This is a genomic window from Streptomyces sp. NPDC001732 (genome assembly GCF_053596315.1).
This window is the reverse complement of sequence record NZ_JBSFFY010000001.1, coordinates 94,295-116,081: the sequence shown is the minus strand read 5'-3', so window position 1 is coordinate 116,081 and position 21,787 is coordinate 94,295. Positions and strand designations below refer to the sequence as shown.

At 72.8% G+C, this 21,787-nt stretch carries 19 protein-coding genes; 12 read left to right on the top strand and 7 right to left on the bottom strand.

Annotation, left to right across the window (positions count from 1 at the left end; genetic code table 11):
• Positions 1-30 precede the first annotated feature (30 nt).
• Positions 31-1,263: a GNAT family N-acetyltransferase gene (locus ACWCXX_RS00445; protein WP_451122764.1), complete on the top strand. Its 1,233-nt coding sequence runs from the start codon at positions 31-33 to the stop codon at positions 1,261-1,263.
• 34 nt (positions 1,264-1,297) lie between these two features.
• On the opposite strand, the gene ACWCXX_RS00440 is transcribed toward ACWCXX_RS00445, so the two are convergent.
• Together ACWCXX_RS00440 and ACWCXX_RS00435 are read right to left on the bottom strand one after the other, a co-directional pair.
• Positions 1,298-2,107, bottom strand: a complete 810-nt coding sequence (locus ACWCXX_RS00440; RefSeq protein WP_451122762.1) for an Fpg/Nei family DNA glycosylase — start codon at positions 2,105-2,107, stop codon at positions 1,298-1,300.
• 161 nt (positions 2,108-2,268) lie between these two features.
• Positions 2,269-2,757 carry a ribose-5-phosphate isomerase gene (locus ACWCXX_RS00435; RefSeq protein ID WP_148835186.1) on the bottom strand — a complete coding sequence of 163 codons (489 nt, stop codon included), beginning with the start codon at positions 2,755-2,757 and terminating at the stop codon, positions 2,269-2,271.
• 273 nt (positions 2,758-3,030) lie between these two features.
• Here ACWCXX_RS00435 and ACWCXX_RS00430 point away from each other — a divergent pair, with 273 nt between their 5' ends.
• Positions 3,031-4,530, top strand: coding sequence for an amino acid permease (locus ACWCXX_RS00430; protein WP_451122760.1), 1,500 nt, complete (start codon positions 3,031-3,033; stop codon positions 4,528-4,530).
• Positions 4,531-4,646: 116 nt separating this feature from the next.
• On the opposite strand, the gene ACWCXX_RS00425 is transcribed toward ACWCXX_RS00430, so the two are convergent.
• Positions 4,647-5,240: a biotin transporter BioY gene (locus ACWCXX_RS00425; protein WP_148835189.1), complete on the bottom strand. Its 594-nt coding sequence runs from the start codon at positions 5,238-5,240 to the stop codon at positions 4,647-4,649.
• A 450-nt stretch (positions 5,241-5,690) separates the two neighbouring features.
• Between ACWCXX_RS00425 and ACWCXX_RS00420 the strand changes: the two genes are divergently transcribed.
• Positions 5,691-7,136, top strand: coding sequence for an amino acid permease (locus ACWCXX_RS00420; protein ID WP_451122708.1), 1,446 nt, complete (start codon positions 5,691-5,693; stop codon positions 7,134-7,136).
• Between the two features lie 126 nt (positions 7,137-7,262).
• Here ACWCXX_RS00420 and ACWCXX_RS00415 read toward each other — a convergent pair whose 3' ends face one another.
• Together ACWCXX_RS00415 and ACWCXX_RS00410 are read right to left on the bottom strand one after the other, a co-directional pair.
• The gene (locus tag ACWCXX_RS00415) at positions 7,263-7,904 is read right to left on the bottom strand and encodes a histidine phosphatase family protein (protein WP_451122693.1); all 642 of its coding nucleotides are present in this window, start codon (positions 7,902-7,904) and stop codon (positions 7,263-7,265) included.
• Positions 7,901-9,328, bottom strand: a complete 1,428-nt coding sequence (locus ACWCXX_RS00410) for an FGGY-family carbohydrate kinase (protein WP_451123518.1) — start codon at positions 9,326-9,328, stop codon at positions 7,901-7,903. Before ACWCXX_RS00410 ends, ACWCXX_RS00415 begins: the two co-directional genes overlap by 4 nt.
• A gap of 356 nt (positions 9,329-9,684) precedes the next feature.
• Between ACWCXX_RS00410 and ACWCXX_RS00405 the strand changes: the two genes are divergently transcribed.
• The 4 genes from ACWCXX_RS00405 to ACWCXX_RS00390 all read left to right on the top strand — a co-directional run bounded on the left by ACWCXX_RS00405 (position 9,685) and on the right by ACWCXX_RS00390 (position 15,748).
• The gene (locus ACWCXX_RS00405; RefSeq protein ID WP_451123516.1) at positions 9,685-10,458 is read left to right on the top strand and encodes a DeoR/GlpR family DNA-binding transcription regulator; all 774 of its coding nucleotides are present in this window, start codon (positions 9,685-9,687) and stop codon (positions 10,456-10,458) included.
• Between the two features lie 247 nt (positions 10,459-10,705).
• Entirely contained in the window at positions 10,706-11,758 is a 1,053-nt protein-coding gene (locus ACWCXX_RS00400) for an NAD(P)-dependent oxidoreductase (RefSeq protein WP_451122691.1), read from the top strand.
• Positions 11,759-11,771: 13 nt separating this feature from the next.
• On the top strand, positions 11,772-13,187 hold the full coding sequence (locus ACWCXX_RS00395; RefSeq protein WP_451122689.1) for an FGGY family carbohydrate kinase: 1,416 nt from the start codon (positions 11,772-11,774) through the stop codon (positions 13,185-13,187).
• Positions 13,188-13,384: 197 nt separating this feature from the next.
• A complete protein-coding gene (locus tag ACWCXX_RS00390; RefSeq protein WP_451122687.1) occupies positions 13,385-15,748 on the top strand; it encodes a bifunctional serine/threonine protein kinase/MFS transporter in 2,364 nt (787 codons plus the stop codon).
• Between the two features lie 130 nt (positions 15,749-15,878).
• On the opposite strand, the gene ACWCXX_RS00385 is transcribed toward ACWCXX_RS00390, so the two are convergent.
• Together ACWCXX_RS00385 and ACWCXX_RS00380 are read right to left on the bottom strand one after the other, a co-directional pair.
• Positions 15,879-16,583: a hypothetical protein gene (locus ACWCXX_RS00385; RefSeq protein ID WP_451122685.1), complete on the bottom strand. Its 705-nt coding sequence runs from the start codon at positions 16,581-16,583 to the stop codon at positions 15,879-15,881.
• Complete coding sequence (locus ACWCXX_RS00380; protein ID WP_451122683.1) at positions 16,576-17,157, bottom strand: RNA polymerase sigma factor; 582 nt, start codon at positions 17,155-17,157, stop codon at positions 16,576-16,578. Before ACWCXX_RS00380 ends, ACWCXX_RS00385 begins: the two co-directional genes overlap by 8 nt.
• Positions 17,158-17,350: 193 nt before the next feature.
• Between ACWCXX_RS00380 and ACWCXX_RS00375 the strand changes: the two genes are divergently transcribed.
• From ACWCXX_RS00375 to ACWCXX_RS00355, 5 genes are all read left to right on the top strand, one after another.
• Positions 17,351-17,815: a hypothetical protein gene (locus ACWCXX_RS00375; protein WP_451122681.1), complete on the top strand. Its 465-nt coding sequence runs from the start codon at positions 17,351-17,353 to the stop codon at positions 17,813-17,815.
• 102 nt (positions 17,816-17,917) lie between these two features.
• Positions 17,918-18,049, top strand: coding sequence for a hypothetical protein (locus tag ACWCXX_RS00370; protein ID WP_451122679.1), 132 nt, complete (start codon positions 17,918-17,920; stop codon positions 18,047-18,049).
• Between the two features lie 108 nt (positions 18,050-18,157).
• Positions 18,158-20,020 carry an ABC transporter ATP-binding protein gene (locus ACWCXX_RS00365; RefSeq protein WP_451122677.1) on the top strand — a complete coding sequence of 621 codons (1,863 nt, stop codon included), beginning with the start codon at positions 18,158-18,160 and terminating at the stop codon, positions 20,018-20,020.
• The gene (locus ACWCXX_RS00360; protein WP_451122675.1) at positions 20,017-21,000 is read left to right on the top strand and encodes a serine/threonine-protein kinase; all 984 of its coding nucleotides are present in this window, start codon (positions 20,017-20,019) and stop codon (positions 20,998-21,000) included. The genes ACWCXX_RS00365 and ACWCXX_RS00360 overlap by 4 nt, the downstream gene beginning before the upstream one ends.
• A gap of 85 nt (positions 21,001-21,085) precedes the next feature.
• Positions 21,086-21,727 (top strand): superoxide dismutase, encoded by a 642-nt coding sequence (locus ACWCXX_RS00355; RefSeq protein WP_451122673.1) that lies wholly within the window; start codon positions 21,086-21,088, stop codon positions 21,725-21,727.
• Positions 21,728-21,787 lie beyond the last annotated feature (60 nt).

Genomic DNA, 21,787 nt, shown 5'->3' with positions numbered 1-21,787 from the left:
AGCGGCTGCACCCCTGGTACCCATGGCCGCATGACTACAGAGCTTCGCGTGTTGCGTCCGTCCGAATGGAACCAGTGGTTCGAGTGCCTGGAGCTCGCATTCGGCGGTGTCGCGGAGCCGCCCGAGCAGCGCGAGCTGGAGGAGCAGCTGACCGAGCACGAGCGGTCGCTCGGCATCTGGGACGGCGACGACGTCGTGGGCACGGCGGGGGCGTTCAGCTTCCGGCTGGCCGTGCCGGGCGGGGCCCTGGTGCCCGCCGCCGGGGTCACGATGGTGAGCGTCGCCTCCACCCACCGCAGGCGCGGCCTGCTGACCTCGATGATGCGCAGGCAGTTGGACGACGTCCGGGCCCTGGGCGAGCCGATCGCCGTGCTGACGGCGTCCGAGCCGGTGATCTACGGCCGGTTCGGGTACGGCGCGGCCTCGCGGCAGATGTCCCTGACCATCGACACGGACCGGGTGCGGCTGACGGTGCCGGAGGGCACCGACGAGGTCCGGCTGCGCCACGCGAAGCCGGACGAGGCGCTGGCCGCGTGCGCGAGCGTGTACGAGCGGCTGGTGGCCGCACGCCCCGGCACGCCCGCGCACAATGCCGCCTGGGAGCGGAAGGCCGTGGTCGACCCGGCGCACGAGCGGCAGGGCGGTTCGGCCCGGCAGTACGTGCTGGCGGAGCGGGACGGCGAGCTCGTCGGCTGTGTGACGTATCGCATCCATCCCGAATGGGAACTGTCCGGGCCCAAGGGCCGGGTGGTGGTGAACGACCTGGGGGCGCTGGACCCGGCGGCGTACGCGGCGCTGTGGCGGTTCCTCTTCGAGATCGACCTGACGTCGACCGTCGAGGCGCGGAACCGGCCGGTCGACGACGCGGTGCTGCATCTGGTGTCGGACGTGCGGCGGTGCAACATCCGGATCCGGGACTCGCTCCACGTGCGGCTGGTGGAGCTGGGGGCGGCGTTGGAGGCGCGGGCGTACCGGGCGCCGGTGGACGTGGTGTTCGAGGTCGAGGACACGTTCTGCCCCTGGAACGCGGGGCGTTGGCGGCTCACGGGCGACGCGAAGGGTGCCGTGTCGTGCCGGCGCACCGACGATCCGGCCGATCTCGCGCTCTCGGTACGGGAGTTGGGATCGGCGTACCTGGGCGGCGAGTCGCTGCGCTCGCTGGCCCTGGCCGGCCGGGTGCGGGAGCTGCGGGCCGGTGCGCTGGCGGAGGCGTCGTCGGCGTTCTCCTCGGACGTGGAGCCGTGGCTGCCCCACGGGTTCTAGGACCGGGGCCGGGTCCGGGGCCGCGGGTCCGGTCTCAGGCCCGCTGGCACCCCGGGCACCAGAAGAGGTTGCGGGCGGCGAGATCGGCGGTGCGGATCTCGCCGCCACAGATGTGGCAGGCCTGCCGGGCCCTGCGGTACACGTACACCTCGCCGCCGTGGTCGTCGACCCGCGGCGGGCGGCCCATCGCCTCCGGTGTGTGCTCGGGGCGGACCGTGTCGATCCGGTTGTTCCGCACGCCCTCGCGCATCAGCATCACCAGGTCCGCCCAGATCGCGTCCCACTCCGCGCGCCGGAGGTCCCGGCCGGGGCGGTAGGGGTCGATCCCGTGCCGGAACAGCACCTCCGCGCGGTAGACGTTGCCGACGCCCGCGACGACCTTCTGGTCCATCAGCAGGGCGGCGACGGTGATCCGGCTGCGCGAGATCCGCTGCCAGGCCCGCTCGCCGTCCTCGTCGCTCCGCAGCGGGTCCGGGCCCAGACGGTCGTGTATCGCGCGCTTCTCGGGCTCGGTGATCAGCGCGCACGTCGTGGGGCCGCGCAGGTCCGCGTGGTGCTCGTCGTTCAGCAGTCGCAGCCGCACCGTGTCGGTGGGCGGCGGGGCCGGGACCGTGCCGAAGCCGAGCTTGCCGAACAGGCCCAGGTGGATGTGGACCCAGCCGGTGTCCCCGAAGCCGAGGAAGAGGTGCTTGCCGTGGGCGTCGACGCCGGTGAAGGTCAGGCCGTCGAGCAGCGCGGCGCTGTCGGAGAACTTGCCCTGCGGGCTGCTCACCCGCACGGGGCGCCCGGCGAACCTGTCCCGGTGGTCCGCCGCGAGGCGGTGGATCGTGTGTCCCTCGGGCACGGCGGCGGCTCTCCTCGGTGACGTACTGGGCTCGGTGGTACGAGAACGACGGTACGGGACCGACGGTACGGAAACGGCCGCACGGGAGCAGCGGTACGGGGCGGCCGGGCGGAAACGGCTGTGCCGCCGGGGGTTCCGGCGGCACAGGAGGTGGAGGCCGGTCAGCCCTGCTGCGGGTGGTGGGCCGGGATCGGGGGGAGCTCGCCGGTCGTCTCGTACGCCGTCAGCATCTCGATGCGACGGGTGTGACGCTCCTCGTTCGAGTACGGGGTGGCGAGGAAGACCTCGACGAACTTGGTGGACTCCTCCACCGAGTGCATCCGGCCGCCGATGGCGATCACGTTGGCGTTGTTGTGCTCGCGGCCCAGGGCGGCGGTCTGCTCGCTCCAGGCGAGCGCGGCACGCACGCCCTTGACCTTGTTCGCGGCGATCTGCTCGCCGTTGCCGGAGCCGCCGATCACGATGCCGAGGCTGTCCGGGTCCGCGGCCGTCCGCTCGGCGGCACGCAGGCAGAACGGCGGGTAGTCGTCCTGGGCGTCATAGATGTGGGGGCCGCAGTCGACGGCCTCGTGGCCCTGGGCCGTGAGCCATTCGACGAGGTGGTTCTTCAGTTCATAACCGGCATGGTCCGAGCCGAGGTACACGCGCATGCATCCGAGTGTGGCACGAGCCCGGCGGGGCGGGCGCCATCGGGGTCGGGCCCTTCCGGCCGGTCGGCCCGGAATCCGCGGCGGACCTCGCGGGATCGAAACGCGCGGGCCGGATGTGAGCAAGGCCACTTCGGCAAAAATCCGGTCAACGAACCGGAGGATAGGGTTCCGCTTTTGTCGTTCATCGGGCTTCAATGCATCACTCGCTGCCGCACCCCAACTGCCGCGGCCGGGCACGTGTCGCGTGACCCGAGAACGTAAGGAACCCGATCCATGACGTCGCAGACGACTCCGATCGCGCCGGGCCCCCACCCCGGCGGTCCGGACCGGCCGAACGGCCCGGACACCCCGGACACCCCGGACACCCTCCACTCCACGGACTCCTCCGACGGCCTCCGGGCGGGCCTCAAGAACCGCCACCTCTCGATGATCGCCATCGGCGGCGTCATCGGAGCGGGCCTCTTCGTGGGCTCCGGCACCGGCATCGCCGCCGCCGGACCCGCCATCCTGCTCTCCTACGCGCTGGTCGGCCTGATGGTCGTCTTCGTGATGCGGATGCTCGGCGAGATGGCCGCGGCCCGCCCCAGCTCGGGCTCCTTCTCCGCCTACGCCGACCAGGCGCTGGGCCGTTGGGCCGGTTTCTCGATCGGCTGGCTGTACTGGTTCTTCTGGGTCGTGGTGCTCGCCGTCGAGGCCACCGCCGGGGCCAAGATCCTGGAGGGCTGGGTGCCCGGTGTCCCGCAATGGGCGTGGGCGCTGATCGTGATGGTGGTGCTGACCGCGACGAACCTGGTCTCGGTCGGGTCGTACGGCGAGTTCGAGTTCTGGTTCGCCGGGATCAAGGTCGTGGCGATCGGCGCCTTCGTGGTCGTCGGACTGCTCGCCGTCTTCGGGCTGCTGCCCGGCTCGGACAACCCGGGCGCGGGTCTCGCGCACCTCACCGACACCGGCGGGTTCTTCCCCCAGGGGCCGGGCGCCGTCCTCACCGGTGTGCTGATGGTCGTCTTCTCCTTCATGGGCAGCGAGATCGTCACCCTCGCCGCCGGTGAGTCGGAGGACCCGCAGCGCGCCGTCCAGAAGGCCACCAACAGCGTGATCTGGCGGATCGCCGTCTTCTACCTGGGCTCGATCTTCATCGTGCTCACCCTGCTGCCGTGGAACGACGCGTCGATCGTGAAGGACGGCAGTTACGTCGCCGCCCTCAACTCCATCGGCATCCCGCACGCCGGCCAGGTCATGAACGTCATCGTGCTCACCGCCGTGCTGTCGTGCCTGAACTCCGGTCTCTACACGGCCTCGCGGATGGCCTTCTCGCTCGGCGGCCGCGGGGACGCGCCGAAGGCGTTCGCCCGGACGAACAAGCGGGGCGTGCCGCAGGCCGCCATCCTGTCCTCGGTCGTCTTCGGCTTCGTCGCCGTGTTCTTCAACTACCAGTGGCCCGACACCGTCTTCCAGTTCCTGCTGAACTCCTCCGGTGCGGTCGCCCTGTTCGTCTGGCTGGTCATCTGCTTCACGCAGCTGCGGATGCGCGGCATGATCCTGCGCGAGTCGCCGGAGAAGCTGATCGTGCGGATGTGGCTCTTCCCGTACCTGACCTGGGCGACCATCGCGATGATCTCGTTCGTCCTGGTCTACATGCTGACCGACGACGGCGGACGCGAGCAGGTGCTGCTCTCGCTGCTCGTCGCGGCGCTGGTGGTGGCCGTCTCACTGGTCCGCGAGGCCAGGAACCGCCGCGACGGCACGGACGCGAAGGCGCCCGTCGACGCCTGAGGGCGCCGGGTTCGGCCGGGTACCGGGGGCTTCCCCGGCCCCCGGACACGGCGGAGGCCCGCCGGTCGCGTGCGTGTCGCGATCCGGCGGGCCTCCCCGTACGGGCGGTGGCGGCGTCAGCCGCGGCGGCCGACGAGCTTCCAGGCCGCGGGCAGCGCGCCCATGGCCAGCGCCGCCTTCAGCGCGTCGCCGAGCAGGAACGGCACCAGCCCCGCCGCGATCGCGGCGCTCGCCGACATGCCGGTGGACAGCGCCAGGTACGGGACGCCGACCGCGTAGATGATCGCGGAGCCCAGCACCATCGTGCCCGCGGTGCGCAGCATCGAGCGGTCGCCGCCGCGGCGGGCGAGGGCGCCGACGACGACGGCGGCGAGCAGCATGCCCAGGACGTAGCCGAACGACGGGAAGGCCATTCCCGACCGGGCCTCGGCGAACCACGGCATGCCCGCCATGCCGACCAGGGCGTACACCCCGAGGGAGAGGAAGCCGCGGCGGGCGCCGAGCGCGGTGCCGACGAGGAGCGCGGCGAACGTCTGACCGGTGACCGGAACCGGGGAGCCGGGGATCGGCACGGCGATCTGGGCGGCGATCCCGGTGAGCGCGGCACCGCCGAGGACCAGCGCCGTGTCGACGGCGTAGCGGTTCCGGGCTGCGGGCAGCAGGTCGGCGAGGACCACTCCGGTACGGGCAGGGGCGGCAGCAGTGCTCATCGGGACTCCGCGGGGTGAGGGCAGGTGGGGACAGACTGGGGCTGACGTTAGCCCACCGGTTAACGCTCGATCACCATCAGTGGCCCACAAAGCGGCGGTCGGGGCATTGGTGGGGTCCACACAAAGGTCCGCGCGCAATCACGCGGCGGCGTGATGCTCGTCACTGAGGTGGGGGCGGGGAGGCTCCCGCCCCGCCGATCCGCGCGACCTTGCGGAACTGTAGGTTCCCGCCAAATCCGCCGCAAAGCCGCCCGGGAGGCGGGTGATCTCGGGAGTGCGGAGCGCCCGGGGAGTCCGTCGCGCCCGAACCGGCACCTCACCGCGTCCGAACGCGTACTCTGGGTGATCATTGAGCCCGGATGGCGGACAGTGGTTCCTCGTTCCCGGGGTGCGCGCCGAGAATGTCCGCGCATGTCCCCCCACGCCTCGCCTATCGAACAGAGCTCGTCCATGTCCCGGAATTCCGCGCCTTCCCCCACCGGCGTCCCGATCGACACCTCCGACTCCTCCGGCTCGCCCGGCTCCTCCGGCTCCGGGGTCGATTCGGCCCTCACCCACGGGCTCAAGCAGCGTCACCTCTCGATGATCGCCCTCGGCGGCGTCATCGGCGCCGGGCTCTTCGTCGGCTCCGGCGAGGGCATCGCCGCCGCGGGCCCGTCGATCGTCATCGCGTACGCCGTCTCCGGGCTGCTGGTGATGCTCGTGATGCGAATGCTCGGCGAGATGTCGGCCGCGAACCCGGCCTCCGGTTCCTTCTCCGTCCACGCGGAGCGGGCGATCGGCCCGTGGGCCGGATTCACCGTGGGCTGGGCGTTCTGGGTGCTGCTCTGTGTCGCCGTCGGCCTGGAGGGCATCGGCGCCGCGAAGATCGTCGCCGGCTGGCTGCCCGGCACCCCGCAGTGGATCTGGGTCGCGCTGTTCATGCTGGTGTTCCTGGGCACGAACCTGGCCTCGGTGAAGAAGTTCGGCGAGTTCGAGTTCTGGTTCGCCGCCCTCAAGGTCGTGGCGATCTCGCTCTTCCTGGTGCTGGGCCTGCTGGCGATCCTGGGTGTGCTGCCCGGTACGGACGCGCCCGGCACCGCCAATCTCAGCGGCGCGGGCGGCTTCATGCCGAACGGCGTCGAGGGTCTGGTCGTCGGACTGCTCGCCTCGGTCTTCGCGTACGGCGGCCTGGAGACCGTCACCATCGCCGCGGCCGAGTCCGAGAACCCGGTGCGGGGCGTGGCCGGCGCGGTGCGGACGGCGATGTGGCGGATCGCGCTCTTCTACGTCGGCTCGATGGCGGTCGTCGTCACGCTCGTCCCCTGGGACAACGAGAAGGTCGCGAAGGTCGGCCCGTTCTACGCGACCCTGGACCACCTCGGCATCCACGGCGCGGCGCAGATCATGAACGTGGTCGTCCTGGTCGCCCTCCTCTCCGCGATGAACGCCAACATCTACGGCGCCTCGCGCATGGCCTGCTCGCTGGTCGCCAGGGGCCAGGGCCCGAGGCGGCTGGGCAGGATCTCCTCGGGGGTTCCGCGCACCGCCGTCCTGGTCTCGTCCGGGTTCGGTTTCCTGTGCGTGCTGCTCAGCTACTGGCGTCCCGACGACGTCTTCCACTGGCTGCTCAACATGATCGGCGCGGTGATCCTGGTGGTCTGGATCTTCATCGCCGTCTCCCAGCTGATCCTGCGCGGCCGGCTGGAGCGCTCGGCCCCGGAGAAGCTCGTCGTACGGATGTGGCTCTTCCCGTTCCTGACGGTGGTGGCGCTGCTGGCGATGCTCGGCATCTTCGTCCTGATGCTGCGTCGGCCCGACACCCGCGACCAGCTGGTGGCGAGCGGGGCCCTGACCACCGCGCTGATCGTCATCGGTGCCGTGCGGCAGCGCCGGGCCGCGCCCGCCGGGGACTGACGCCGGGCTCGTCCGGAGACCGACCGCCCGGCATTCGGCGCGGCCCGTCGGCGGCCGGGCTCGTCCGGGGCCCGGTGCGGCAGTGGCCGGTGCCACGGTCCGTCAGGGGCCGGTGCGCGGTGTCCGTCAGCGGCCGGTGCCGGGGCCGTCCGGGGTGCAGGGGACGTTGAGGGAAAGCAGTTCCCCGCCCCACTCCCCGATCCGCACCTCGCTCACCGCCGTGTTCCGCAGCTGCGGGAAGACCCGGCGGTAGGAGCCCAGCGGGATCGACAGCAGTTCGCACAGCACGAGCCGCAGCAGGGTGTTGTGCGCGACGACCAGCACCCGCTGCCCCGGGTGCCCGGCCGAGATCCGGCGCAGCGCCGCCGTCCCCCGGGCCGCGGCCGTCCGGGGGTCCTCGGCCCCGGGGAAGGGGTGGGCCACCGGGTCGGCGCGGTACTGCGCGGCCCGGTCCGGGTGCTCCGCCGCGAACTCCGCCAGGGTGCGCCCCTCCACCTCGCCGAAGTCGCACTCGCGCAGCTCGTGCTCGCGCCGGGGGACGAGGTCGAGCTCCCAGCAGGCGGGCCGCGCCGTCTCGACGGCGCGGCCGAGGGTGGACGTCCAGATCGCGTCGACCGGGTTGCGGGCCGCCCACTCGCCCAGTTGCCGGGCCTGGCGGCGGCCCTCGTCGGTGAGGGCGATGTCGCTGACGCCGGCGTAGCGGTTCTCCGCGTGCCAGACGGTCTGCCCGTGGCGGACGAGCAGCAGGGTGGCCGGGCTCCCGGTCATGGATTCTCCGTTCGGGTACGGGCGTGGGCGGCGACGGGGCCGGGGAGCCAGCCGCGGCGCTCCAGTTCGTCCACCAGGGTGAGGTACGGCCCGGTGTACCACGCCGTACGCGTCGGGTGGGGGCGCAGCACGTGGCGCAGCCGCACCATCCGGCCCGCGGCCCGGTGCAGGGTGTCCGTCGCCCCCGCTCCGTACGCGGCGAGGACGGCCATGCCGAGTGCGGGCTCGCTGTACCGCGGGATGCGCACCGGGCGGCCCAGGATGTCGGCGCGCAGCCTGCTCCAGTGGCCACTGCGGACCGCGCCGCCGGTGAACGTGAGCGCGCCGTGCACCGGGGCGCCGAGCAGGTCGAGGTAGTCGAGGCAGAGCCGTTCGACCAGGCCCACCCCGGTCAGCAGGGCCGCCCAGTGCTCGGCGTCGGAGGCGGGCTCGCCGAGCAGGAACCCGGTGGCCTCCGGCGCGACGAAGGGGAAGCGTTCCCCCGTCGCCACCAGGGGGTACGCCACCACGCGCGCCGGTTCGTGCGCGCGGGCCAGCGCGTCCATGCGGGCCGGGTCCGCGGCCGGGAAGGCGGCGGTCAGCGCCCCGCCGCCGACCCCCGAGGCCCCGCCGGGCAGCCGGCTCCCGTCCGGTGCGCGGTGGTTGTAGACGACGCCGGCCGGGTCCTCGACCGGTGACGCGGTGACCCCCTTGAGGACCAGTGTCGTGCCGAGCACCGAGTTCCAGGAGCCGACGGTGAGCGCGCCCGAGGCGATCTGCGCCGCGCACCCGTCCGTCATCCCGGCCACGAGGGGCGTGCCCGCCGGGATGCCGGTCTCCTCGGCCGCCGCCCGCCCCACCTCGCCGATCCGCGTCCCCGGCCGCACCACGTCCGGGAACGGCTCGGCGGGCAGCCCCAGTTTCCCGAGCCGCCGCCACGGCCACTCCTCCCGCTCCGGGTCGTAGCCGGTCTTCAGGGCGTGGCTGGAGTCGGTGGGCAGCGGCGTTCCGGCGAGCCGGGCCAGGACCACGTCGGCCTGGTGCATGATCCGTACGGCGCCGCCCGCCGCTCCCCCGTGCTCCCGCAGCAGCCACATCGCCTTGGGCAGCCCCCAGCTCGGCGAGGTGCCCGCCCGGACCGCCTCCGCCGCGGCGCGCCCGTCGTCGTACATCACCCCCGGGGTCAGCGGACGGCCCGCCGTGTCGCCGAGCAGTACGGTGCCGGAGGTGGCGCAGACCGCGAGTGCGCGCGGGGCCGGGCAGTCGCGCAGGGCCCGGCGGGCGGCCGTGCGGACGGCCGTCCACCAGTCGAGGGGCTGCTGCTCGTGGCGTACGCCGTCGCGTCTGCCGGTGAGCGGTGCCGAGCCGCTGCCGAGGATCTCGCCGCGGTCCCCCGCCACCACCGCGCGGACGCTCTGCGTGCCGAGATCGATGCCCATCCACATATCGGTCTCCTCTGTGAACTTCTCACTCTGCACCGAGAATTTGTGTTGCGCGAGGGATTGACGGCCAACTTCCGTTGTTCCAAGCTCTGTTAACCAGTCGGCTCAATGTGTGAACGCCACCGCCACCCACCCGTCCCCGGCCGGACCGTGGAGATCACGCGCGGACGGACCCACGCACGTCCGCATGTCCGTACGTCCGGCGTCGGCCGCCCGTGCGACGACGGCCGGGTCCGGTACCGGGGCCGTTCCGCCCGGCGGGAGCACAGGCCCGGAGCCGGCCGGCCGGCACGTCCAGGACGAAGGATCAGCACGTGAGCAACGTTCCACAGCGGGGACCCGCGCCCCGTCAGGCTTCCATGGCCGAGTACGTCCTCGCGCAGGGCGAGGTGAGCGCCGCGGAACTGGCGGAGCGCTTCGACGTCAGTCTGATGACCATCCACCGGGATCTGGACGAGCTGGAGCGGCAGGGCATCGTCCGCAAGTTCCGCGGCGGTGTCACCGCCCAGCCCTCCGGTGTCTTCGAGTCGAACGTCTCCTACCGGCTGAAGACGATGCGCGCCGAGAAGGCCGCCGTCGCCGAACGGGCCCTGGAGCTCGTAGAACCGGGCATGGCGGTGATGCTCGACGACTCGACGTCCACCCTGGAGATCGCGCGGCGGCTGCGCTCCATCACTCCGCTGACCGTCGTCACCAACTTCCTGGAGGCGATCAATCTGCTGTCGCAGGAGCGCGGCATACGGCTGATGGGACTCGGCGGCGACTTCGACCCGCTGCACGCCTCGTTCCTCGGCGTCTCGTGCGTGGAGGCGGTGCAGTCGCTCCAGGTGGACGTCTGCTTCACCTCCACCTCCGCCGTGTCCGGCGGCTTCGCCTACCACCAGGAGCAGCACATCGTCTCCGTGAAGCGGGCGATGCTCGACTCGGCGAGCCGCAACGTGCTGCTGCTGGACCACTCCAAGCTGGGGCGGGTCGCCCTGCACCGGCTCGCCCCGCTCTCCCGTTTCGATCTGCTGCTGGTCGACGACGGGGCGTCCCCCGAGGCGCTGCGCGAACTCGACGAGCACAAGGTTCCCTACGAGATCTGCGCCACCGGCCGGGGGTCCGGCGCGGGAGGTGACGACGACGGATGACCGGACCGGGACGGGAACGGAACCGGCGGACGACCGGACCCGGGCGGACCCGGTGCCGGCGGACGACCGGGCCGGGGCGGGGGCCGGGGCAGGAGCCGCACGGGCGGCGGCGGAGAACGACCGGGCCGGACCCGCGTGCCGGTCCCGGTTCCCACCCCCTCCCGAATGACACCGTAGGCATCACCAGGCATCACCACCGGCCCCCGGGCCGCCCATGTCCTCGCCCCCGGACAGGAGACGCTCTGCGATGACCCGCCCCGAGACGGCCCGCCCCCCGACGAGGATCCTGCTCGCCGGTGACCACTTCGTCCGCAACTCCCTGCTCGCCGAGGCCCTGGACCGGGTCCTCGGCACCGGCTCCCCCGGCACCGGGACGCATCTCACCGAACTCACCCTGCCCTGGCCGCTGGAGCCCTTCGGCCCGGTCGCCGAGGTCGACGAGGCCAGCGACGTCGAGGACGTGCTGATCGACGCCCTGGACGGGGTCGAGGTGTGCGTGACCCAGATGGCCCCGTTCACGGAACGGGTCCTGGCCGCCGCTCCCGATCTGCGGCTGGTCGTGGTCTGCCGGGGCGGTCCGGTCAATGTGAACGCCGCCGCTGCACGGGCCCGGGGCGTACGGGTGTGCTTCGCCCCGGGGCGCAACGCGGCGGCGACCGCCGAGTTCACCGTCGGACTGATCCTCTCCGCCCTGCGCCGCATCCCGCAGTCCCACCACTCCCTCGCCGTCGACGGCCTCTGGGACGCCTCCCACTACACGTACGAGCACTGCGGTCTGGAGCTGGAGGACACCCCGGTCGGGCTGATCGGGTACGGCGCGGTGGGCAGCCGGGTGGCCCGGGTGCTCTCCGCGTTCGGCGCCGAGGTCGAGGTGTACGACCCGTACGTGCGCGGGGACGTGCACGGCATGCGCGCCCCGTCGCTGGAGGCGCTGCTGGCCCGCTCCCTGGTGCTGACCCTGCACGCCAGGCTCACTCCGGAGAGCCGGCATCTGATCGGGGCCCGTGAACTGGCGCTGCTGCCGCGCGGCGCGGTGCTGGTCAACGCGGCCCGGGGCGGGCTGCTGGACACGGACGCGCTGTGCGACGCCCTGGACTCGGGGCAGCTGCGGGCGGCGGCGCTCGACACGTACGAGCAGGAGCCGCCGCCCGCCACGTCGCGGCTCTTCCGTACCCCGCACCTGCTGATGACCCCGCACGTGGCGGGGGCCAGCCTGGCCGTCGCGCAGAAGGCGGCCCGGATCGCGGCGGCCGAGGTGGCGCGCCACGTGCGGGGCGAACCGCTCGCCCACGCGCTGTGAGGGGAGTCGGACCATGACCGGAAGCACGACGAGATACATCGGCATCGACGTCGGCACGTCCGTGGTGAAGGCCGCGGCCTTCGACCCGGGGGGCCGCACCCTGGCGGTCGAGTCCCGCCCGGTGGGCCTCACGATCCACGACGGTTTCGTGGAACAGGACATGGACGAGGTGTACGGGGCGGTCCGCGAGGTGCTGGCCGCGCTCGGCTCCGAGGGGGTCGCGTTCGCCGGTCTCACCGGTCAGGGCGACGGCGTCTGGCTGGTCGACGCGGCGGGGCGGCCGGTCCGTACGGCGATCTCCTGGATGGACGGCCGGGCCCATGAACTGGTCGGCGCCTGGCTGGAGTCCGGCGTCTTCGAGACCGTCTACCGGCGCACCGGCAGCGCGATGTTCCCGGGCTGTCCGGGCCCGGTGCTGGCCTGGCTGGACCGGCACGACCCGGCCTCGCTCGACGCGGCGACGACCGCCCTGTACTGCAAGGACATGGTGTTCCAGCGGCTCACCGGGGTGCGGGCCACGGACGTCTCCGACGCGTCGATGCCGTTCCTGGACCCGCTGACCCGGGCGTACTCCCCCCAGGTCGTGGCGGCGCTCGGCCTCACCCACCGGGCCGCGCTCCTCGCCCCGGTCAGCGATCCGGTCGCGACCGCCGCGCTCCCCTCCGGGTTACGGATCTCCAACGGCCCGTACGACCTGGCGGCCTGTGCCCTCGGCGCGGGCGTCACCCGGCCGGGCGACGGTCTGCTGATCGTCGGGACCTGTCTGGCCGCGCTGGTGGCCACCGAGCGGCTCGACCTGGACGGCGAACCGGCGGGGCTGCACATCTCCACCGACCGCCCCGGCCACTGGCTGCGCGCCATGCCCGCGATGGTCGGCACCGCGGCCCTGGACTGGGTCCTGACCACCACCGGGGTGCGCCACACCGAGGTCGATCCGCTTCTCGCGGCCACCCCGCCCGGCGCGAACGGGGTCCGGGTGCTCCCCTACTTCGCCCCGTCCGGGGAACGCGCCCCGTTCGTCGAGCCGAGGCTGCGCGCCGAGCTGACCGGGGTGTCGCTGGAGACCACCCCGGGGGACCTGATCCGGGCGGTCTGCGAGGGCATCGGTTTCGCCGCCCGGCACTGTCTGGAGGCCGCCGGCCTCACCGGCACCCTCGCCCTGTGCGGCGGCGGCACCCGCTCCCCCGCGTGGATGCGTCTGTTCGCCGACGTGCTGGGCCGGCCGGTCCGGATCGTGGAGGGCGAGGTCGGTGCGCGCGGCGCGGTGCTCGCCGCGGCACGGCGCTTCGGCACGGAGCTGGACACGGCGGCGTGGACGGCCCCGACGGCGGTCGTCGAGCCGGACCCGGCACGCGCGGCGCACTACGCCAAGGCGTACGAGGACCACCTGGCCCGGCTCGCCGCGGCACGGGGCCGCGCCCGCGCGTGAGCCGCCCGGCTGCTTTCCGCCGAGACCGCCCCGGTCGGCTCCGCGGGGTGCTCCTCCGCACATGTCGGCTCCGGGCCGCATCAGGATTCGCACAGGCCGTCGTGACCTTGCGGGGGACGGAGGAGACGGACGCACCCGGCATCGTCGATCTCATCCGTTTCTCCACCTGCTCCGACGGCCTCGGCTAAATTTCTGACGTGGACCCGCTGACCGTCGAAGACCCCGGGCACATCGGCCCCTATCGCCTCATCGCCCGCCTGGGCGCCGGCGGTATGGGCCTGGTCTACCTCGGCCGCTCCGAGGTCGGCCGCACGGTCGCGGTCAAGGTCGTACAGGCCGAGTACGCCGCACAGGCCGAGTTCCGCAAGCGTTTCGCCCGCGAGGTGGCGGCGGCCCGGCGCGTGGGCGGGAGCTGGACGGCGGACGTCCTCGACGCCGACACCGGGGCCGAAGTGCCCTGGGTGGCCACCCAGTACGTGCCCGGCCCGGACCTGACGACAGTCGTCGCCGAGGACTTCGGCCCGCTGCCCGAGCACTCGGTCCACGTCCTCGCCAACCGCCTCGCCCTCGCACTGCGGGCCGTGCACGAGGCGGGTCTGATCCACCGCGACCTCAAGCCGTCCAATGTCCTGGTGACCGTGGACGGGCCGCGGGTCATCGACTTCGGCATCGCACGCGCGATGGCCGGCCTGACCGGCGACAGCCTGCACACCCGCACCGGCATGCTGATCGGCTCGCCCGGCTTCATGTCCCCCGAACAGGTCCGGGGACGGGAACTCACCCCCGCCAGCGACATCTTCTGCCTCGGCGCCGTCCTCGTGTACGCCGCCACCGGACGCCTTCTCTTCGGCGCCACCGAGACCGGCCTGAATGCCCACCTCTTCCAGATCGCCGAGGACGAGCCCGACCTGACCGGCGTACCGGAGTCCCTCGTCGACCTCGTACGCGCCTGCCTGGACAAGGATCCGGCCCGGCGGCCGACCCCGGCGCAGATCTCCGCCCGCACCGGCGAATACGAGGGCGGCGTATGGCTGCCCGGTGAGGTGCTGGCACAACTCGGACGCCGCGCCGCCCAGTTGCTGGACTACGTGCCCGCGGCGCGGGCCGAAGCACCCGCCGCCGATCCCGTGACGCAGACGGCCCCCGGCAGTCCTTCCGCGGCACCCGCGTACACCCCGACGGCCTCCGACAGCCCCTCGTCGACCCCCGCACCCACCCCGACGGCCCCCGCCCACGACGCCCCCGCCCCGGCGTCCCGCCCTCGGCGGGGCCTGGCGGTGATCGCTCTGGCGCAGCTGGCGGCGCTGTTCGAGGTGACGACCGGTGGTCGGTACCACTTCTACGGCGATTATTCGGTGCCGTCCTACGCCTTCGCGGTCGCCTTCGTCGCGTTGCTGCTGCCCGGTGGCCACATCGCGGACCGCGTGGGGCGCAGACGGACGCTGGTCACCGGCCTGGCGGGCTTGACGGCGGCCGGCCTGCTCGGCAGCGTGTCCAGCGCCTTCCCCCTCGCCTCCGCCATGCCCGCGGTGATCCTGGCCCGCGTCCTGCAGGGCGGTTTCGGCGCACTCGTGACGGCGGCGGCGCTGGCCATGGTGACCACCGGCTTCACCGAACCGAAGGAACGGAGCAGAGCCTTCGGTCTCTACGCCGCGGTCGGCGTCTGTGCTCCGGTGCTCGGCCTGCTCACGACCGGATCCCTGCCCCCGGGCCCGATGCTGGGCATCGGCGTGCTCCTCGCCCTGATCGCCCTGGTCGGCGTCCGCGTCCTGCCGAACGACACCCCGGACCGCACCGGTGCCCCCTTCGACCTGCCCGGTGTGCTGCTCGGCTGCCTCGGGCCGGCCGCCCTCGCCTACGGTCTTCTCCGGGCCCCGCGCGGCTGGGGCGCACCCGAGGTGATCACCACGCTCTGCGCGGGCCTCGTCCTGCTCGTGACCTTCCTGTGGTGGCAGGGCAGAACGCCGGCCCCGCTCCTCCCGCCGCACACCCTCCGGGAACGCAACCGTCTCGGCGGCTTCCTGACCATGTTCCTCGTCGGCATCGGCATCCTCTGTCTGATGCCGCCCCTGGCCGTCATGATGGGCGACGAATCCTCCCCCGCGCTCCCGCCCGGCCTGCCGATGCTGCCCATGCTCGCCGCGATCGTCATCGGCGCCACCCAGATCTCCCCCCGCCTGTTGCACCGCGCCGTGCCGCCCCGCCGTCTCGTCGTGGCGGGCTTGCTGATCACACCACTCGGGCTGGCCCTGGGCATCATCGCCATCGCGGCCGACGCCCCGTACGCGGCCCTGCTGCCCGGCGTGGTCCTCGCGGGCCTGGGCATCGGCCTGCTCTTTCCACCGCTCTTCGCCACCGCGACCGCCCCCGTCGCCCCCAAGCACTCCGGCGCGGCGGCCGGCGCCCTCGTCGCGGCCCAGTTCCTGGGGCAGGGGCTCGGCACGGCGGTGTACGACACCCTCGTCGGCCCTCCCTGGTGGGCAGTCGTCTGCCTGCTCCTCGCAAGCCTGGTCGTCGGCCGGACGGTGACGACCGAGGCCCCCGTCCCTCCCCGGGGTTAGGGCGTGTGTCGAGAGTCCCGCCCGGCCCGGGGACGGCGGCTCCTCGTCCCGTACGCGCACCCGCACCCGCCGGTTCCTCGCCCTCGCACGCGCGCCCTCGCACGCCCTCCGCATGCGTGCCCGCGCGTGATCAGAGGTGGACCCGGCCGAAGGTGGCGGTCGCGAGCACGGTGCCGTGTGCGTCGACCAGGCGTATGCCGGTGACCGGTACCGTGCCGGCCGGGAAGGGCCCGCCCCAGTAGCCGTATCCGTGGTCGAGGGTGAAGGAACCGGCCTGGACGGCAGTGCCGTCGGCCCGCAGGACCAGGCAGTGGACGGTGCCGGAGTGCCCGCCGGCGTTCACCGACATGTACAGCCAGGGCCAGGACCCGGCGTAGAGGTAGACCTGCCCGAGCGACTGCTGCCCCTTGACGAGCGGGGCGGTGAGCAGTTGCGGCTGCACCGGGGAGGCGATGGGCGCGACCGGGGCCGGGCTGCCGGTGTACGCGCCGAGCACCCAGCCGCCGGCGCCGATCACCAGGCCCGCTGCCGCCGCCGCGGCGGCGAGGGCGATCCGCCGTCCCCGCGAGTGCCGGACGGCCGGGCGCCGTACCGGGGCGAGCCCGAGCCGCTCGATCACCCGGTCCTCGAACCCGGCCGGTGGTTCGCTGCCCGGGACGAGGTCCAGCAGCGCGTCGGAGGCGGCGGCCAGCTCGTGGACGTGCTCGCGGCAGGCGGGGCAGTCCTCCAGGTGGTCCATCGCCCCGGCCCGCTCCCTGGCGGGCAGCACACCGAGCGCCAGCTCCGCGCCGATCTCCCGGAGGTGCTCGCAGCCCAGGGCGGCGTTGTCAGTCATGGCCCACCTGCCTGGCCGCGAGGGACACCCGGAGCTTGCCCATGGCCGCCCTGATCCGGGTCTTGGCGGTCCCGAGCGGTATCTGCTCGAAGTCGGCGACCTGCTGGGCCGTCATCCCGTAGATACCGGCCATCACCAGGGCACGCGCCTGCCCCCGCGGCAGCTCGCCGATCGCGTGGCGCAGGTCCGCCGCGGCCTCGCTGGAGAGTGCGTGCCGCTCCGGGGGGTCGGCGATGGTCTCCATCATGTTCTCCAGATCCGCGGGGTCGACCGGAGTGGCCTTGCGGGCACGCACCGCGTCGATCGCGAGGTTGTGTGCGATCGCGGACAGCCAGGTGGGCACCGATCCCCGGCGCGAGTCGTAGACCTGGGCGTGCCGGCAGGCGCGTTCGAAGGTCTGCTGGGCGATGTCCTCGGCGAGCTGGACATCGCCCACCACGGCGAGGGCCACGCCGAAGACCCGACGCTGGAACCGCCGTACGAAGGCCACGGCGATCTCGGGATCGCCGGTCATGAGCCCGGCCAGCAGCGCTTCGTCGGGCACCCGCTCCAGGGGGATGCCAATCCTGCGCATACTCCTTACGTAGCACGCGCCCGCGCGGATTTCCTGCTGCGGGCGCCCCCGGGGCCTCTCGTTCGGACCGGGGCCGGGACGCCCCCGGCGGCGGGGCCGATCATGAACCCTCCGCCCCGCCGCACCGTAGGTAGGAAAGACGCGCCCCCACCGAACACGGCGGTTCGGACCGCCTCGGACCCCTGGAGTCGTGATGACGTCCCGCACGAGCACGGCACACCTGGCATTGCGCGGGACCGGAGCGGTCTGCGCCCTGGCGAGCGCGGTGCTCCATCTCATGCTGGTTCCCTCGCACCTGGCGGAGAAGCCGTACATCGGCGTCCTGTTCCTGATCGGCGGCGTGGTGCTGCTCGCCGTCGCCGCGGGTCTCGTCCTCCGGCAGCGGCCGTTCGCCGCCTGGCTGGTCGGGGCCGCCACCAGCATCGGCATGATCGCCGGATTCCTGCTGTCGCGGACCGTCGGTCTGCCGGGCTACCGCGAAACGGACTGGGAGCCGCCGTACGGCGTCCTGTGCCTGATCGCGGAAGCCGTCTTCGTGCTCGTCTTCGTGACGTGGCTGAAGGAGAACGGTGTCCCGCAGGCCCCGAAGCTCCTGTCCCGCGAAAGCGCTCGCACGAGGTCCTCGTCGGCGCAGTCCTCGTCGGCGCGGTCGCGCTGACCTCGGGCGGCGCCCGCGACGGTGCAGGATTTTCCCGGGAACGGCAATCCCGCGAACGCCCTGGCGCGTATCCCGTCCAGAAGCCTCTCAGGAGGGAAACTCATGGCGATCTTCAAGCATCTGATCCCCGCCAGACACCGCGACGAAAAGAGGGACATGACGTCGGGGCACGGCGACCACTCCGAACGGGACCGTCACCGTCGCCACCGCAACACCCGGCACGGTCGCTACTGACGACCGCGGAGAACCGGTGACCACACAGAAGTGGTGACCGTCCGGAACGGCTGAGCGGACTCCTGCTTCCCGGTCCGCTCAGCCGGCGATCTCTGAAGGAACGCGTCCATGTGGCGTGTCTCGTGGAATGCCGTACGGCGGCTGCTGTCGGTGGCGGACGATCCCGACGCGGTCGTCGCCGCCGCGCCCGCGGTCGCGCCGCGCGAGGTGTTCCGGCGCTTCTGGCCCTACACGCGCGGCGGCCGAGGCCGGCTCGTTCCGATCCTCGCCCTCAGCACGATCGGCCCCGTCGTCGATGCGGCCGAGCTCTGGCTCTTCAAGATCGTGGTGGACGACGTCCTCGTCCCGCGCGATCTGCGCCCCTTCGCCTGGATCGCGCCGGCGTACGCGGCACTCATCCTCTGCTCCGGCGCACTGGGCTTCGCCGACGACGTGATGTCCACCCGGGTCAGCGAGCGTTTCCTGCTGGCCCTTCGGTCGGACGTGTTCCGGCACGTCCAGGGCCTCTCGCTCGGGTTCTTCGAGCGGAGCCGGCTGGGTGACGTGCTGTCGCGCATCACGGGCGATGTGGACGCGGTCGAGACGTTCCTCCTGTCGGGGGTGGCGGACGGCCTGTCCTACGTGATCCGGCTGGGCGTCTTCCTCGGTCTGCTGTTCTACCTGCGATGGGACCTGACCCTTCTCGCGCTCTTCATCGTGCCGCTCTTCTGGGGCGCGGCCCGGCACTTCTCCCGGCTGATCAAGGCCGCGTCGCGGGAGCGGCGCCGCCGCTCCGGTTCGATCAGCGCGATCGCCGAGGAGTCGCTCGGCAATGTCGCGCTGGTGCAGGCGTACAACCGGCAGGAGACGGAGGGGCGTCGGTTCGAGCGCGAGGGCGTGGGCAGGTTCCGCGCGGCGATGGCCGCGGCCCGGATACGTGCCGTGTACGGCCCGGTCGTCGATGTCATCGAGCTGTCCGGCGCGCTGGCCGTCATGGGCCTGGGCACCTGGAAGCTGGCGCAGGGGCAGCTCACGCTGGGCGGGCTGCTGGTCTTCCTCGCGCTGCTGGGCAACCTCTACGGCCCGGTCCGCGATCTGTCCCGTCTCGCCAACACGTTCTACGCGGCGTCCGCCTCCGCCGAGCGGATCATCGAGCTGCTCGACCAGCGTCCCCAGGTCGCCGAGGCCGCCGGAGCCCGCCGGATCGGGCGTGCCCGGGGCGAGGTGGAGTTCCGCGGCGTCTGCTTCCGCTATCCGGGCACGTCCCGGTGGGCACTCGCGGACGTGTCGTTCCGGGTGGCACCGGGCACCACGCTGGCGCTGGTCGGCGCGAGCGGGGCCGGCAAGTCCACGGTCGGAAAGCTGCAACTGCGCTTCTACGACCCGGACTCGGGAGCGATCCTGCTCGACGGCACCGACCTCAGGGAGCTGCGCCTGGCCGAGCTGCGGGAGAACGTCGCGGTGGTGCTTCAGGAGACGCTCGTCCTGCACGGCACGGTGCGGGAGAACATCGCCTACGGCCGCCCGGACGCGACGGAGGCGGACATCGTCGCGGCGGCCCGCGCCGCCGACGCCGACGACTTCATCCGGCTGCTCCCCGAGGGCTACGACACCGTGGTCGGCCAGCGGGGCCGGACGCTGTCCGGTGGGCAGGCGCAGCGCCTCGCGATCGCCCGCGCGATGATCAGGGACGCACCGGTGCTGCTCCTGGACGAGCCGACCACGGGGCTGGACGCCCGGTCGGGCCGCCGGATCATGGCACCGCTGCGGCGGCTGATGGCCGGGCGCACCACCGTCGTCATCTCGCACAATCTGCTCACCGTCCGCGATGCCACGTCCACGGTGGTGCTGGACCACGGCCGGGTCGTCGAACGAGGCACCCACGAGGAGTTGCTGCTGCGCGGCGGCGCCTATGCCCGGCTTCACCGGCTGAACACGGAGGCCGACCGGGAGACCGCCGGCCCGCCGCCCCCGCAAAAGGCCCTGTCATGACCCGCCGCCCCGCCCCGCGCCCGGCTCCGTGCCCGGCCCCGCCGCTCGCCCCCGGGGCGAGTCCCGCACCGGGGTACGAGGTCCTGGCGCATCTGGCCCGGACGGGCTGGCTCGACCTCTACGACGCGTGGAGCGAGGAGCGGGGCTGCCGGTGCGTGGTGAAGATGCTGCGCCCCGATCTCCGCGACGAGCCGGGTCCGCGCGAGCGGCTGCGGCGGGAGGGCCACTGGCTGCGGGCCTTCACCCATCCGCATCTGGTCCGCGCGTACGAGACGTTCGACTCGCCCGAGCCGGTCGTCGTGCTGGAGACGCTGACCGGCGAGACGCTGTCGCACCTGGTCGGCCGGCTGCGGCGCCGGGTGTCCGCCCAGGACCTGGCGCTCCTCGGCGTACAGCTGTGCTCCGCGCTCCATTACCTCCACGGCCGGGGCCTTCTGCACCTGGACCTCAAGCCGTCCAACGTGGTGGTCGACTGCGGGCACGCCAAGGTGCTCGACCTGAGCACGGCCCGCCCGCCCGGCATCGCCCCGGCGGGCATCGGCACCTTCCGCTACCTGTCCCCCGAGCAGGCGCGGGGCGGGCCGCTGTCGGCCGCGGCCGACGTGTGGGGCATCGGCATCACGCTGTACGAAGTCGCCACCGGCGAAGCACCGTTCGCCTCCGGCAGGCCCCTGAACGCAACACACGACACGGACGCCACCGGCACCACCACCGACGTCACCGCCGACGCGATGGACCGCTACCCGCAACTGGCGAGGACCGCACCGCCGGTCGGGTCCCGCCGACGTCTCCCCCATGAGCTGGCCACGGCCATCGACGCCTGTCTGCGTCCCGACCCCGCCACCAGGCCCACGGTCCCCGCACTCGCCGCCGCCCTCGGTACGAGGAGGACGTCGGCGCCGGGGGGCGCAGCGGGCGCACGGCCGCTCGGGTTGCCGTGGCGGCAGCCGCAGGAACAACGGATGTCGCCGGCGGACTGATCACTTCACCGCCCTTCCTGCTGTTAACCTGCTCTTGCACATTGCTTGCAATAACAATAGAACGGCATCTGGAGGGTTCGCCCACATGGCCACGTACACGCTCCCGGAACTCCCCTACGACTACGCGGCGCTCGAACCGGTCATCGATCCGCAGATCGTCGAGCTCCACCACGACAAGCACCACGCCGCGTACGTGAAGGGCGCGAACGACACCCTGGAGCAGCTGGAGGAGGCGCGCGACAAGGGGGCGTGGGGGGCGATCAACGGCCTCCAGAAGAACCTCGCCTTCCACCTGTCCGGCCACATCCTGCACTCGATCTACTGGCACAACATGACCGGCGACGGCGGCGGCGAGCCCCTCGCGGCGGACGGCGTCGGCGACCTCGCGGACGCGATCACGGAGTCGTTCGGCTCGTTCGCCGGTTTCAAGGCCCAGCTGACGAAGGCCGCGGCCACCACGCAGGGCTCCGGCTGGGGCGTCCTGGCGTACGAGCCGGTCAGCGGCCGGCTGATCGTCGAGCAGGTCTACGACCACCAGGGCAACGTCGGCCAGGGCTCCGTCCCGATCCTGGTCTTCGACGCCTGGGAGCACGCCTTCTACCTCCAGTACAAGAACCAGAAGGTCGACTTCATCGAGGCGATGTGGGCCGTCGTCAACTGGCAGGACGTGGCGAAGCGTTACGCGGCCGCCAAGGAGCGCGCCGACGTGCTGCTGCTCGCCCCCTGACCGGGAGGCCTCCGGACGTCCTGCCTCGTGATCGTCTTCTCACCCTTCACCCGGCAGGCG

What these genes read in the sequence shown, in the direction of transcription:
- ACWCXX_RS00445 (WP_451122764.1), top strand. Translation starts at nt 31, where the DNA reads ATGACTACAGAGCTTCGCGTGTTGCGTCCGTCCGAATGGAACCAGTGG.
- ACWCXX_RS00435 (WP_148835186.1), bottom strand. Translation starts at nt 2,757, where the DNA reads ATGCGCGTGTACCTCGGCTCGGACCATGCCGGTTATGAACTGAAGAAC.
- ACWCXX_RS00430 (WP_451122760.1), top strand. Translation starts at nt 3,031, where the DNA reads ATGACGTCGCAGACGACTCCGATCGCGCCGGGCCCCCACCCCGGCGGT.
- ACWCXX_RS00425 (WP_148835189.1), bottom strand. Translation starts at nt 5,240, where the DNA reads ATGAGCACTGCTGCCGCCCCTGCCCGTACCGGAGTGGTCCTCGCCGAC.
- ACWCXX_RS00420 (WP_451122708.1), top strand. Translation starts at nt 5,691, where the DNA reads ATGTCCCGGAATTCCGCGCCTTCCCCCACCGGCGTCCCGATCGACACC.
- ACWCXX_RS00415 (WP_451122693.1), bottom strand. Translation starts at nt 7,904, where the DNA reads ATGACCGGGAGCCCGGCCACCCTGCTGCTCGTCCGCCACGGGCAGACC.
- ACWCXX_RS00410 (WP_451123518.1), bottom strand. Translation starts at nt 9,328, where the DNA reads ATGTGGATGGGCATCGATCTCGGCACGCAGAGCGTCCGCGCGGTGGTG.
- ACWCXX_RS00405 (WP_451123516.1), top strand. Translation starts at nt 9,685, where the DNA reads ATGGCCGAGTACGTCCTCGCGCAGGGCGAGGTGAGCGCCGCGGAACTG.
- ACWCXX_RS00400 (WP_451122691.1), top strand. Translation starts at nt 10,706, where the DNA reads ATGACCCGCCCCGAGACGGCCCGCCCCCCGACGAGGATCCTGCTCGCC.
- ACWCXX_RS00395 (WP_451122689.1), top strand. Translation starts at nt 11,772, where the DNA reads ATGACCGGAAGCACGACGAGATACATCGGCATCGACGTCGGCACGTCC.
- ACWCXX_RS00385 (WP_451122685.1), bottom strand. Translation starts at nt 16,583, where the DNA reads ATGACTGACAACGCCGCCCTGGGCTGCGAGCACCTCCGGGAGATCGGC.
- ACWCXX_RS00380 (WP_451122683.1), bottom strand. Translation starts at nt 17,157, where the DNA reads ATGCGCAGGATTGGCATCCCCCTGGAGCGGGTGCCCGACGAAGCGCTG.
- ACWCXX_RS00375 (WP_451122681.1), top strand. Translation starts at nt 17,351, where the DNA reads ATGACGTCCCGCACGAGCACGGCACACCTGGCATTGCGCGGGACCGGA.
- ACWCXX_RS00370 (WP_451122679.1), top strand. Translation starts at nt 17,918, where the DNA reads ATGGCGATCTTCAAGCATCTGATCCCCGCCAGACACCGCGACGAAAAG.
- ACWCXX_RS00365 (WP_451122677.1), top strand. Translation starts at nt 18,158, where the DNA reads ATGTGGCGTGTCTCGTGGAATGCCGTACGGCGGCTGCTGTCGGTGGCG.
- ACWCXX_RS00360 (WP_451122675.1), top strand. Translation starts at nt 20,017, where the DNA reads ATGACCCGCCGCCCCGCCCCGCGCCCGGCTCCGTGCCCGGCCCCGCCG.
- ACWCXX_RS00355 (WP_451122673.1), top strand. Translation starts at nt 21,086, where the DNA reads ATGGCCACGTACACGCTCCCGGAACTCCCCTACGACTACGCGGCGCTC.